The sequence below is a fragment of the Shinella sp. JR1-6 genome, from assembly GCF_004284735.1.
Classification (GTDB): domain Bacteria; phylum Pseudomonadota; class Alphaproteobacteria; order Rhizobiales; family Rhizobiaceae; genus Shinella.
This window is the reverse complement of the sequence record NZ_SHMI01000006.1, coordinates 122,429-134,988: the sequence shown is the minus strand read 5'-3', so window position 1 is coordinate 134,988 and position 12,560 is coordinate 122,429. Positions and strand designations below refer to the sequence as shown.

At 64.2% G+C, this 12,560-nt stretch carries 11 protein-coding genes; all 11 read left to right on the top strand.

The genetic code is table 11. The features are described 5' to 3' along the window. Window positions 1-142: 142 nt before the first annotated feature. A complete protein-coding gene (locus tag EXZ48_RS12945) occupies window positions 143-955 on the top strand; it encodes a DeoR/GlpR family DNA-binding transcription regulator (protein WP_050745470.1) in 813 nt (270 codons plus the stop codon). A 34-nt stretch (window positions 956-989) separates the two neighbouring features. Continuing rightward, window positions 990-1,979, top strand: coding sequence for a rhamnose ABC transporter substrate-binding protein (gene rhaS / locus EXZ48_RS12940; RefSeq protein WP_023514583.1), 990 nt, complete (start codon window positions 990-992; stop codon window positions 1,977-1,979). A 217-nt stretch (window positions 1,980-2,196) separates the two neighbouring features. Further along, window positions 2,197-3,693, top strand: coding sequence for a sugar ABC transporter ATP-binding protein (locus EXZ48_RS12935; protein WP_130516591.1), 1,497 nt, complete (start codon window positions 2,197-2,199; stop codon window positions 3,691-3,693). Beyond that, window positions 3,690-4,676 (top strand): ABC transporter permease, encoded by a 987-nt coding sequence (locus EXZ48_RS12930; RefSeq protein WP_130516321.1) that lies wholly within the window; start codon window positions 3,690-3,692, stop codon window positions 4,674-4,676. Before EXZ48_RS12935 ends, EXZ48_RS12930 begins: the two co-directional genes overlap by 4 nt. After that, complete coding sequence (locus EXZ48_RS12925) at window positions 4,669-5,667, top strand: ABC transporter permease (RefSeq protein WP_130516319.1); 999 nt, start codon at window positions 4,669-4,671, stop codon at window positions 5,665-5,667. Before EXZ48_RS12930 ends, EXZ48_RS12925 begins: the two co-directional genes overlap by 8 nt. 3 nt (window positions 5,668-5,670) lie before the next feature. Continuing rightward, complete coding sequence (gene rhaM / locus EXZ48_RS12920; RefSeq protein WP_130516317.1) at window positions 5,671-5,985, top strand: L-rhamnose mutarotase; 315 nt, start codon at window positions 5,671-5,673, stop codon at window positions 5,983-5,985. 4 nt (window positions 5,986-5,989) lie between these two features. Next, complete coding sequence (locus EXZ48_RS12915) at window positions 5,990-7,351, top strand: FGGY-family carbohydrate kinase (protein ID WP_130516315.1); 1,362 nt, start codon at window positions 5,990-5,992, stop codon at window positions 7,349-7,351. Between the two features lie 493 nt (window positions 7,352-7,844). Then, window positions 7,845-9,446 carry a globin-coupled sensor protein gene (locus tag EXZ48_RS35890; RefSeq protein WP_305850417.1) on the top strand — a complete coding sequence of 534 codons (1,602 nt, stop codon included), beginning with the start codon at window positions 7,845-7,847 and terminating at the stop codon, window positions 9,444-9,446. Between the two features lie 141 nt (window positions 9,447-9,587). Beyond that, a complete protein-coding gene (locus EXZ48_RS12905) occupies window positions 9,588-9,887 on the top strand; it encodes an STAS domain-containing protein (protein ID WP_024270517.1) in 300 nt (99 codons plus the stop codon). Beyond that, on the top strand, window positions 9,884-10,249 hold the full coding sequence (gene cheY1, locus EXZ48_RS12900) for a chemotaxis response regulator CheY1 (protein ID WP_024270516.1): 366 nt from the start codon (window positions 9,884-9,886) through the stop codon (window positions 10,247-10,249). The genes EXZ48_RS12905 and cheY1 overlap by 4 nt, the downstream gene beginning before the upstream one ends. A 25-nt stretch (window positions 10,250-10,274) precedes the next feature. Continuing rightward, window positions 10,275-12,554, top strand: a complete 2,280-nt coding sequence (locus tag EXZ48_RS12895) for a chemotaxis protein CheA (protein ID WP_130516311.1) — start codon at window positions 10,275-10,277, stop codon at window positions 12,552-12,554. Window positions 12,555-12,560 lie beyond the last annotated feature (6 nt).

Here is a 12,560-nt window from a genome sequence, read left to right as displayed (position 1 = left end):
TTTCAGATCACATGAGAGCGTCGCCGATGTCAATCAGAAACGATCAAAAACAATCATACTGCGCTGCACAATGAAAAAACATGATTGACTATGATTGACATTGCGCGATCCTGATGGAAGCATTGCCAGCACTGGAGGAGCCATGCACGAGAAGGAAAGACATCGGATCATTCTGTCCGCGGTTCAGGAAAAGCCTGTGGTCACCGTGCCCGAGCTGGTGGACCTGACCGACAGTTCCGAGGCGACGATCCGGCGCGACATCGCGGCGCTGCATGTGCAGAAGAAGCTGCGCCGGGTGCGCGGCGGGGCGGAGGCGTTGCATCCGCCGCAGTTCGTCGGCCTCGCCGGCCGGCCCTTCACGGTCAACGAGACGCTCAACACCCGCCAGAAGCAGGCGATCGCGAAAGAGGCGGTGGCGCTCTGCGAGGACGGCGATCCGATCATCATTAACGGCGGCACCACCACGTTCCAGATGGTGCATTTCCTGACCAACCGCCGCATGCAGGTCTTCACCAACTCGTTCAACATCGCCGAACACCTGCTGAAACACTCGAAGAACACGATCATGCTGTCCGGCGGCACGATCTACCGCGAGCAGAACATCGTGCTCAGCCCTTTCGACAATGATGTGACGCGCAATTTCTATGCGCGCCGCATGTTCATGGGCGCGCAGGGCATCGGCCCGCTCGGGCTGATGGAGGCCGATCCGCTGCTGATCCAGGCGGAGCAGAAACTGATCGACCAGGCGGACGAGCTGGTCGTGCTGGTCGACTCCACGAAATTCCGAAAACGCTCCAGCCTCATCCTGTGCGGGCTGAAGCGCATCGCCACCATCATCACGGATTCGGGCATCGAGGACAGGGACGCCGCGATGCTGGAGCAGGCCGGCGTCAACCTGATCGTCGCGAATGTCCAGGCCGACACCAAGACTGGGAATGCACCCTCTTCGGCGTGAGGCCGGAGTTTTGATTTCACTGGGAGGAGAAGTCGTGAAAATTCTAAAGACACTGCTCATGACGGCGGCCGTTTCGGTCGCGCTGATCGCCAACACCGCGCAGGCGGAAACCAAAAAGATCGCCCTCGTTGTCAAGGCGCTCGGCATCGGCTTTTTCGAAGCGGCCAACAAGGGCGCGCAGGAAGCCGCCAAGGAACTCGGCGACGTCGAGGTCATCTATACCGGCCCGACGACGACGACCGCGGAAGGCCAGATCGAGGTGATCAACTCGCTGATCGCCCAGAAGGTCGACGCCATCGCCGTTTCGGCCAACGACACCAATGCGCTGGTGCCCGCCCTCAAGAAGGCGATGGACCGCGGCATCAAGGTCATCTCCTGGGATTCGGGCGTGGCGCCCGAGGGCCGCTCGATGCACCTCAACCCGTCGTCGAACCCGCTGATCGGCAACATGATCATCAAGCTCGCCGCCGACAACCTGCCCGAGGGCGGCGACGTCGCCGTGCTCTCGGCGACCGCCACCTCGACGAACCAGAACACCTGGATCGCCGAAATGAACAAGGTGCTCGGCAACTACAAGGGCATCAACGTGGTCGCCACCGTCTATGGCGACGACCTTGCCGACAAGTCCTATCGCGAGACTCAAGGGCTCATCCAGTCGCATCCGAACCTGAAGGCGATCATCGCGCCGACCTCCGTCGGCATCGTCGCCGCCGCGCAGGCCGTCACCGATGCCGGCAAGATCGGCCAGATCAACGTCACCGGCCTCGGCCTGCCCTCGGAAATGGCCGGCCATGTGAAATCCGGCGCCTCCAAATCCTTCGCGATCTGGAACCCGATCGATCTCGGCTATTCCGCGACGATGATCGCCTATGACCTGATCGGCGGCGCGGAAGCCAAACCCGGCGCGGAACTCAAGATGGGCCGCATGGGCACCGTCAAGCTCGACGACAACAACGAAGGCGCGATGGCCGATCCGTTCGTCTATGATGCCAAGAACGTCGAGGAATTCGCCAAGATCTTCTGATCTGGCGTCTCAATGGAATGCGCCCCTCATCCGGCCTGCCAGCCACCTTCTCCCCGTGAACGGGGAGAAGGAAACCGAGCCGCAACGCCTCTGTTCCCTCTCCCCGCTTGCGGGGAAAGGGCTAGGGTGAGGGGTAGCCCCGCCCGCATCGCTCGCGATCGAGCCCATAACCCAACCGGTGGACCGAGACTTGCTGCAGGACACGACCACATCGCGGATGAAGCCCGCCATCGCGCTCGAGGGGATTTCGAAGAGTTTCCCCGGCGTGCGCGCGCTCGCCGAGGTCTCGCTCGCGCTCTATCCGGGCTCGGTGACGGCGCTGGTCGGCGAGAACGGGGCGGGCAAGTCGACGCTGGTCAAGATCCTCACCGGCATCTACCAGCCCGATGAGGGCACCATCCGCGTCGATGGTGCGGAAACCCATTTCCCGACCGCCAACGCGGCGGCAAAAGCCGGCGTCACCGCCATCCATCAGGAAACCGTGCTGTTCGACGAGCTGTCGGTCGCCGAGAACATCTTTTTGGGCCATGCCCCCCGTACCCGCTTCGGCCTTCTCGACTGGAAGACGATGAACGCGAACGCCCGCGCGCTGCTTGCCCGCGTCGGTGCCGATCTCGATCCGTCGATCCGCCTGCGCGATCTCGGCATCGCCAGCAAGCACCTCGTCGCCATCGCCCGCGCGCTCTCCATCGACGCCCGCGTCGTCATTATGGACGAGCCGACGGCGGCCCTTTCGCACAAGGAAATCCACGAACTCTACGACCTGGTCGACCGGCTGAAGGCCGACGGCAAGGCGATCCTCTTCATCAGCCACAAGTTCGACGAGATTTTCCGCATCGCCGATCGCTACACGGTTTTTCGAGATGGCCGCATGGTGGGCGAGGGGCTGATTTCGGAGGTGGCGCAGGACGATCTGGTGCGCCAGATGGTCGGCCGCGACGTCGGCCAGGTTTTCCCGAAGCAGGATGTCGCCATCGGCGAGCCGGTGCTGACCGTCTCCGGCTACCGCCACCCGACCGAATTCGAGGACATCAATTTCGAGCTGCGTCGCGGCGAGATCCTTGGCTTCTACGGTCTTGTCGGGGCGGGCCGTTCGGAATTCATGCAGGCGCTGATCGGCGTCACGAAACCGTCGGCCGGCGCGATAAGACTGCATGGCGAGATCAAGGTCATCCGCTCGCCGGCCGAAGCCATTGAAGCCGGCATCGTTTATGTGCCGGAGGAGCGCGGCCGGCAGGGTGCGATCATCGGCCTGCCGATCTTCCAGAACGTCACGCTGCCCTCGCTCTCGCGCACCTCGCGCTCCGGTTTTTTGCGCATGGCGGCGGAATTCGCCCTGGCGCGGGAATACACCGCGCGGCTCGATCTGCGCGCCGCCTCGCTCGACCAGGATGTCGGCACGCTCTCCGGCGGCAACCAGCAGAAGGTGGTGATCGCCAAGTGGCTGGCCACGCGGCCGAAAGTCATCATCCTCGACGAGCCAACCAAGGGCATCGACATCGGCTCCAAGGCCGCCGTGCATGCCTTCATGAGCGAACTGGCCGCCTCGGGCCTCAGCGTCATCATGGTCTCCTCGGAAATCCCGGAGATCATGGGCATGGCGGACCGGGTTATCGTCATGCGCGAGGGCCGCATCGCCGGCCGTTTCGAGCGCGCGGACCTGACGGCGGAAAAGCTGGTGCGCGCCGCCGCCGGCATCGAGGAGGCCGCGTGATGAAGCTTTTGCTGAAGAACCGCGAAATGCTGCTGGTCGTCGCGATCCTCGCGCTGGTGGCGCTGATCGCCCTCCGTTTCCCGCCCTTCGTGACGCCGGGCAATCTCGCCAATGTCTATAATGACACGTCGATCCTGATCATCCTGGCGCTCGGCCAGATGGCTGTCATCCTGACGCGCTGCATCGACCTCTCCATGGCGGCGAACCTTGCCCTGTCCGGCATGGTCGCAGCCATGCTCAACGCCGCCATGCCCGGCCTGCCGATCCCGCTGATCATCCTGGTATCGATGGCGCTCGGCGCGCTGCTCGGCTCGATCAACGGCCTGCTCGTCTGGAAGCTCGACATCCCGCCCATCGTCGTGACGCTCGGCACGCTCACCATCTATCGCGGCCTGATCTTCCTCCTCTCCGGCGGCGCCTGGATCAATGCGCACCAAATGAGCGACGCCTTCAAGGCGCTGCCGCGCACGGCGCTGCTCGGCTTTCCGCTGCTCTCCTGGCTGTCGCTGGTCATCATCGCGCTGATGCTCGTGGTGATGCGCCTGACGCCGATCGGCCGCGCCTTCTTCGCCGTCGGCGGCAATCCGCATGCTGCCGTCTATACCGGCATCGATGTCGGCCGCACGCGCTTTCTTGCCTATTGCCTGTCCGGCACGCTCGCCGGCCTTTCCGGCTATCTCTGGGTTTCGCGCTATGCGGTCGCCTATGTCGATATCGCGGCCGGCTTCGAACTCGACATCATCGCCGCCTGCGTCATCGGCGGCGTGTCGATTGCCGGCGGCATCGGCTCGGTCGGCGGGGCGGTGCTCGGCGCGCTGTTCCTCGGCGTCATCAAGAATGCGCTACCCGTCATCAACATCTCGCCCTTCGCCCAGATGGCGATTTCAGGCACGGTCATCATCATCGCCGTCGCCGTGAACGCCCGCGCCGAAAAGCGCAAGGGCCGGGTGATCCTCAGGAAAGCGGAGGCCGCCCATGGCTGAGACGCAGATGATCGCGCGCCACATCCCCGACCGGCTGGAAGGCCGCGGCGCGCGGCTGGTGAAAAGCTGGGAAACGCTGCTCGTCGCCGTGGCGCTGGCGATCTTCCTCGTCAATTCCTTCGCCTCACCCTATTTTCTCGATCCGTGGAACCTGTCCGACGCGACCTTCAATTTCACCGAAAAGGCGATGATCGCCTTTGCCATGGCACTGGTCATCATTTCGGGCGAGATCGACCTCTCCGTCGCCTCGATCATCGCGCTCACCTCCACCGTGATGGGCTACGCCGTGCAGCTCGGCTTCGATACACCCGCCCTGGTTCTGGTCGGCCTTGCCATCGGCCTCCTCTGCGGCGCGTTCAACGGCCTGCTGGTCACCGGCCTCGGCCTGCCCTCCATCGTCGTGACCATCGGCACGATGAGCCTCTTTCGCGGCCTCTCCTTCGTGATCCTCGGCGACCAGGCGTTTACCGGTTATCCGGCCAGCTTCTCGTGGTTCGGGCAAGGCTATGTCTGGTGGGTCTTCTCCTTCGAATTCTGCCTCTTCGTGGCACTTGCTGTCGTCTATGGCGTGGTGCTGCACAAGACGAATTTCGGCCGCGCCGTCTACGCCATCGGCAACAACCAGACGGCTGCGCTGTTCTCCGGTGTGCGCGTCGGCCGGGTGAAGTTCGTGCTCTTCCTGTTGACCGGCCTGATGGCGGCGATCGCCTCGATCTGCCTCACCGCGCGCCTTGGCTCGACGCGCCCCTCCATCGCCCTCGGCTGGGAGCTGGAGGTGGTGACGATGGTCGTGCTCGGCGGGGTCAACATCCTCGGCGGTTCGGGCACCATTCCCGGCGTTGTGCTGGCGGCGCTGATCATGGGCATGGTCACCTTCGGCTTCGGCCTGCTCAATGTGCCCGGCATCGTCATGTCGATCTTCATCGGCCTGCTCTTGATCTCCGTCATCGCGCTGCCGATCCTCTACCGGCGTTTTCGCGGGAGCCGTTGAGCCATGGAAAAATACGCCTTTCGCATGCGGCTGAACCCCGGCATGGCAGCCGAATACAAGGCACGGCACGATGCGATCTGGCCGGAATTGTCAGCGCTTTTGAAAGACGCCGGCGTCTCCGACTATTCCATCCACCTCGACGAGGAGACGAACCTGCTCTTCGGCGTACTCTGGCGGCGCGACGACCACGCGATGGCGGACTTGCCCAACCATCCCGTCATGCAGCGCTGGTGGGTGCACATGGCCGATATCATGGAGACGAAGCCGGACAACGAACCCGTCGCCGTGCCGCTCGTCACCGTCTTTCACATGGAATGAGCCGATGAAGACCATCGCCGTCGTCGATGTCGGCAAGACGAACGCCAAGGTGGTGCTCGTCGATGGCGAGGATTTTCGCGAGGTCGCCGCCCGCACCATGCCGAACGGCGTGGTGAACGCCGCGCCCTATCCGCATTTCGACACGGAAAAGCTCTGGGCCTTTCTTCTGGAAAGTTTTGCCGCGCTGGGCCGCGAGCGCCCGGTCGACGCCATCTCGGTCACCACGCATGGCGCGACCGTTGCCCTGGTCGGGGAGGACGGCGATCTTGTGCTGCCGGTGCTCGACTATGAACATGACGGCCCGCAGGCGATGGCAGAGGACTACCGCGCCATCCGCCCGCGCTTCGAAGACAGCGGGACGCCTGTCCTGCCCGTTGGGCTCAACGCCGGCCTGCAAGTCTATTGGCAGTCGAAGGCGTTTCCGGACGCTTTTGCCAAAACGCGCTGGCTGCTGATGTATGCGCAATACTGGTCCTTCCGCCTCACCGGCATCGCTGCCAGCGAGGTAACGTCGCTCGGCTGCCACGCCGATCTCTGGGAACCGCGGAACGGCCGCTTCTCCAGCCTTGTGGAAAGCCAGGGCTGGACGCGCTTGATGCCGGCGGTACGCAGAGCCGGCGATGTGCTCGGCCCGATACTTCCGGAGATCGCGGTGGCGACGGGGCTTCGGCCGGATGTGCCCGTTCATTGCGGCATCCATGATTCCAACGCCTCGCTGCTGCCCTACGTGCTGACCCGCACGGGGCCCTATGCCGTCGTCTCCACCGGCACCTGGGTGGTGGTGATGGCGATCGGCGCGCGGCCGGTCGTGCTGGACGAGGCACGCGATACGCTGATCAACGTCAACGCACTTGGCGATCCGGTGCCGTCCGCCCGCTTCATGGGCGGCCGGGCGTTCTCCCTGCTCGGCGGCAAGTCGGGCGATCTGCCGCCCGCTGCCATCGCCGAGGTTTTCCGGCGCGGCGCCATGCTGCTGCCGTCGCTGCCGGAGGAATCCGGCCCGTTCCCCGGCCGCAAGGCAACCTGGACCGTTGCGCGCGAGGATCTGGGCGAGGATGCGGCACAGGCCGTCATCGCCTTCCACCTTGCTCTGATGACGGCGACCTGCCTCGACCTCATCGGCGCGGAAGGCCCTGTCATCGTCGAGGGGCCGTTTGCTGCCAACCGGGCGTTTTTGATGATGCTGAAGGTGGCGACGGGGCGCGCGGTGCTCTCCGGCGGCAGCGCGACGGGCACGAGTGTCGGCGCGGCCTGCCTTGCCGCGTGCAGGGCGCCGGAGCCCGCACTGGCGTCGGCAGAGGACAATTTGCCCGAGGGCGCGGCGGATTATGCGGCGCGCTGGCGCAGGCTCGCTTGCGAAGGGTGAAGGCCGCTCAGAAAACCCGGACCTTGGCCGGCGCGCGGCCCGCATCGATATCGAGCAGCAGGTAGATGGCGGCGAGCGTTGCGGAAGCAATCACGATGGCGCCCAGTGCCAGAACAATCATTGTCCGTTCCTCCTGACGTCATTGTCAGTCTATGCTTCCACCCTACGCGCGCGAGCTTGCGTGAGGCTGACGCTACGTCGGGTCGTTTTAATTTTAGCAAAGCCATAAGCAGGCCATGAACCATTAACCTTCAGGCAAGGAATTAACCATAAACATTGGGACTACACGTCGGAATGGGAAATTCGCCGTTTCTCACCCAGGCATGATGCCGAACCGCCGTACCGGATCTGAGCCGGTATTCGAGTTTCACCGAATTCGATCATGGATCGTCGACTGGCCACGGCTTCGGCCACCGCCTCTCCATGCGAAAGTTCAGCGGCTGCCCCAAGGGCTGCCGGGCGTCATGGGTTTGGGAGCATACGCGTGCAGGAAATGCCGGCAGAACAGGCTCGAACGGGACAGGCGGCCAGCCTGCGCGACCGTTTGCGCTTTGCCGGCGTCGAGGCCGCCCAGGGCGATACCCTCCGCCGCCATCGCCAGACGCTCGAACGGCATGTCGAAACGGCGCTCCGCGACCTTTTCCAGCGTTTCCAGACCTTTCCCGATGCTGCCCGCCATTTCCAGAGCGAGCGCCAGATCGACCGGCTGCATGACCTCCAGAGCTCCCACTGGAGCGTCCTGACCGACGCGCGGTTCGACGGCCTCTATGCAGAGCGTGTAAAAGTTCTCGCCGATAGCGAAAGCCAGATGGGCCTTGACCCGCGCTGGCGCATCGCCGGCCATTCGATCGTCGTCGAGACGGTCGTCAACGGCCTCATCGAGGAATATTGGCCGAAATCCATCCTGCCCGGTGCGGGAAAAGCCCGCCGGCAGGAATTGACCGACCTCATCTCCGCTTTTCTCCGCACGGCGATGGTCGATGCGGAGATCGGCGTTTCGCTGCGTTTCAACGAGCTGCGCCACGCCCATCACCGCGCCCTCGGTGAACAAAGACAGCAGGACCGCGCCGAACTCGACCGCGTCTTCGGCGAGACGATCCGCAGCCTTTCCGCACTCGATTTCTCCGCCCGCGTTTCCGGCGAGATGCCGGATGCCTGGCGCGACATGGCCGAGACGCTGAACGGCGCGCTCGACGAGATCCAGTCCCGCCTCACGTCCGCCGCCGACCGGGCGAGCGAAAGCGATCGTCTCGTCGGCACGCTCGCCTCCGATGCCGGCGCGCTCTCGGCGCGCTCGGCCGAGCAGTCGGCGAACCTGATCGAGACGGCCAACGCCCTCGGCTCCATCGTCGAGCGCGTGCGCCAGACGCTCGGCGAGACGCGCAAGGCGCAGTCCGCCGCCGCCTCCACGCAGGCTTCGGTGGCCCTTTCCGGCAGCATCGTCGGCGAGGCGATGTCGGCCATGGCGGATATCGAGGCTTCGGCGGAAAAGATCGGCCAGATCATCGGCGTCATCGACGAGATCGCCTTCCAGACCAATCTTCTGGCGCTCAATGCCGGCATCGAGGCCGCGCGCGCCGGCGACAGCGGCCGCGGTTTTGCCGTCGTCGCACAGGAAGTGCGGGCGCTTGCCCAACGTTCGGCGGATGCGGCGCGCGAGATCAAGCAGCTCGTGACAGGCACCAAGGCGCAGGTCGAGACTGGCGTCGAGCATGTGCATCGCACCCAGGATGCGATCGGCAACATCGTGCGCCAGGTCGAGGGCATCAACGAAGCCATTACCGGCATCGTGCGTGAAAGTGCGGCCGATGCCGAAGGGCTCGACGGCGTAACGGCCGATATCGGTCGTGCCGGCCGCGCGCTTGAGGCGGATGCCGCGGATGCGGGCCGCGTCGGTAACGCCGGTGGCGACCTGCACAAGGTCATTCTCGAACTCGGCCGCACGGTCCGCGAGTTCCACGTTTCCGCGCAGCGTGATCTGCGCCGTCCGGTACAGCCGGTTTCCGCGCAAACGCGCGCCGTACCGGAACGCGGCGAGACGGAGACCTCTCCCCTCGAATTTCTGACGGCCCGCGCCGTCGGCTTTGGAGGTTGAGATGGCGGCAAGACGGCCACGGCACTGGTTTTCGACGGCGCGCAGCCGGATTTCGGAAGGAAGTCACCCGCCCGTCGCTCCGGACAGCGGAGCGGCGATTTTGGTGAGACGCAGAGACTGTTTCAAACAAGGAACACGGTAATGGCGAGCAAGAAAGCCGCTCAGAAAAGTTTAAGCCTTGCCCCCGTTCTCGATCTCAACGAGGCGACGGCGCTGCACCAGCAGCTCATGGGCCTCAAGGGCAGTCCGCTCGTCATCGACGCCTCCGCGGTCGAGCGCGTCGGCGCGCTCTGCGCCCAGGTGCTGATGGCTGGCGCCAAGAGCTGGGAAGAGGACAGGCAGCCTTTCACCTTCGGCAAGGTGTCCGACCCTTTCATGAAGACAATGCAACTTATCGGTGTGAATATTGATCACTTGCTGGCACAGGAGGCTAGGCAATGAAGAAAAAAGTCCTGACCGTGGATGATTCCCGGACGATCCGGAACATGCTTCTGGTCACGCTCAACAATGCAGGCTTCGAGACCATCCAGGCCGAAGACGGCGTCGAAGGTCTGGAAGTGCTGGAAAACGCCAACCCAGACGTCATCGTCACCGACATCAACATGCCGCGCCTCGACGGTTTCGGCTTCATCGAGGGCGTGCGCCGCAACGAGAAGTACCGGGCGATCCCGATCCTCGTGCTGACCACCGAAAGCGATGCCGAGAAGAAGAACCGCGCACGCCAGGCCGGTGCCACGGGCTGGATCGTCAAGCCTTTCGATCCGACCAAGCTGATCGACGCAATTGAGCGCGTAACCGCCTAAATTCACGAATCCAGGATTGCTCCCGATGGATATGAACGAAATCAAAGAGATCTTTTTCCAGGAGTGCGAGGAGCAGCTCGCGGAACTGGAATCAGGCCTCTTGAAGCTGAACGACGGCGACCGCGACCCGGAAACGGTGAATGCCGTGTTCCGCGCCGTGCACTCGATCAAGGGCGGTGCCGGTGCCTTCGGCCTCGACGATCTCGTCTCCTTCGCCCATGTGTTCGAGACGACACTGGATTGCGTTCGATCCAACAAGCTGGAGCCCACCCAGGACGTCCTGAAGGTCATGCTGAAGTCCGCCGATGTCCTGGCGGATCTGACCAATGCGGCGCGTGACGGCGGAAGCGTCGACGAGGCCCGCAGCCGGACCCTCATCCGCGAACTCGAGGCGCTTGCCCATGGCGAAGCCCCGGCCGCTGCCGAAGCGCCTGCGCCAAAACCCGCAGCCGCTGCTCCCAGGGCGGCCGCGCCGGCGCCGGTCGTCGAAAAGCCGGCGGTCAACGACGAAGGTTTCCAGCCGATCCCCTTCTCCTTCGGTGATTTCGACGACGAGCCGGCCGATCACTACGTGCCGACCTGCCAGGTCGTCTTCAAGCCGAAGAAGGATCTCTACGCCAAGGGCAACGAGGCCGTGCTCCTCCTGCGCGACGTCTCCCGCCTCGGCGAGATGAGTGTCTATTGCGACATGGACAGCCTGCCGCCGCTCGACAAGATGAACCCGGAGGAAGCCTACTTCTCCTGGAAGATCTCGGTCACGACGGACAAGGGTGAAGACGGTGTGCGCTCTGTCTTCGAATTCGCCGAATGGGATTGCGACCTCGACATCCACACGATCGAGGAAGAAATGGTCGGCGATGCCGCCGACGACGAAGAGCTGCCGATGCAGCCGGTTCCCTTCGATCTCTCGATCCTCGACGAAAGTGGCTCTGCCGCTACCGAAGAGCCGGCCGTGATGGAAAGCGATGCCGCCGCCGCTGTTGCCGCCGCAGAGACCGCAACCAAGGTCTCGCAGGTCGCTAGCCGCGCCGCCGAAAACGCCAAGGCCGCTGCCGCATCCGCCGCCAGCGCCGCCCAGGCCAACCAGGCCGCCGCCGCCGGCCAGACGATCCGCGTCGATCTCGACCGCGTCGACCGCCTGATCAACCTCGTCGGCGAACTCGTCATCAACCAGGCGATGCTCTCGCAGAGCGTCGTGGAGAACGACACCAACGGCACGTCCTCCATCAATATGGGTCTCGAGGAGCTGCAGCAGCTCACCCGCGAGATCCAGGATTCGGTGATGGCCATCCGCGCGCAGCCGGTGAAGCCGGTCTTCCAGCGCATGGCGCGTACCGTCCGCGAAATCGCCGACATCACCGGAAAGTCGGTCCGCCTTATCACCGAGGGCGAGAACACCGAAGTCGACAAGACCGTCATCGACAAGCTGGCGGAACCGTTGACGCACATGATCCGCAACGCGGTCGATCACGGCCTCGAAATGCCGGAGAAGCGTGAAGCGCTCGGCAAGAACCCGGAAGGCACGGTTCGCCTCACGGCAAAACACCGCTCGGGCCGCATCGTCATCGAGCTTGCCGACGACGGCGCCGGCATCAACCGCGAGAAGGTGCGCCAGAAGGCCATCGACAACGATCTGATCGCCGCCGATGCGAATCTCTCGGACGAGGAAATCGACAACCTGATCTTCCACGCCGGCTTCTCGACCGCCGACAAGGTATCGGACCTGTCCGGCCGCGGCGTCGGCATGGACGTCGTCAAGCGTTCCATCCAGGCGCTCGGCGGCCGCATCTCGATCTCCTCGAAGCCGGGGCAGGGCTCCGTCTTCACCATGAGCCTGCCACTGACGCTCGCCGTGCTCGACGGCATGGTGGTCACGGTCGCCGGCCAGACGCTCGTCGTGCCGCTGACGGCCATCGTCGAGACACTGCAGCCGGAAGCCTCGGCCATCCACTCCTTCGGCGCCTCGCAGCGGCTCATCTCGATCCGCAATTCCTTCTGCCCGTTGGTGGATGTCGGCCGGATTCTCAATTTCCGCGCCACGCAGGCCAATCCGATCGAGGGCGTCGCTCTGCTCGTCGAATCGGAAGGCGGCGGCCAGCGCGCCCTCATGGTCGATGCCATCCAGGGCCAGCGTCAGGTGGTCATCAAGAGCCTGGAGGCCAACTACACCCACGTGCCCGGCATCGCCGCTGCCACCATTCTCGGCGACGGCCGCGTGGCCCTCATCCTGGACGTCGATGCGGTGGTTGCCGCCTCGCGCGGCCAGTCCTTGAGACAAGACATCTCGCTTGCTGCCACCGGTTAAGACGCC

Coding starts and splice junctions, on each gene's coding strand:
- EXZ48_RS12945 (WP_050745470.1), top strand. CDS start 143: ATGCACGAGAAGGAAAGACATCGGATCATTCTGTCCGCGGTTCAGGAA.
- EXZ48_RS12935 (WP_130516591.1), top strand. CDS start 2,197: ATGAAGCCCGCCATCGCGCTCGAGGGGATTTCGAAGAGTTTCCCCGGC.
- EXZ48_RS12925 (WP_130516319.1), top strand. CDS start 4,669: ATGGCTGAGACGCAGATGATCGCGCGCCACATCCCCGACCGGCTGGAA.
- rhaM (WP_130516317.1), top strand. CDS start 5,671: ATGGAAAAATACGCCTTTCGCATGCGGCTGAACCCCGGCATGGCAGCC.
- EXZ48_RS12915 (WP_130516315.1), top strand. CDS start 5,990: ATGAAGACCATCGCCGTCGTCGATGTCGGCAAGACGAACGCCAAGGTG.
- EXZ48_RS35890 (WP_305850417.1), top strand. CDS start 7,845: ATGCCGGCAGAACAGGCTCGAACGGGACAGGCGGCCAGCCTGCGCGAC.
- EXZ48_RS12905 (WP_024270517.1), top strand. CDS start 9,588: ATGGCGAGCAAGAAAGCCGCTCAGAAAAGTTTAAGCCTTGCCCCCGTT.
- cheY1 (WP_024270516.1), top strand. CDS start 9,884: ATGAAGAAAAAAGTCCTGACCGTGGATGATTCCCGGACGATCCGGAAC.
- EXZ48_RS12895 (WP_130516311.1), top strand. CDS start 10,275: ATGGATATGAACGAAATCAAAGAGATCTTTTTCCAGGAGTGCGAGGAG.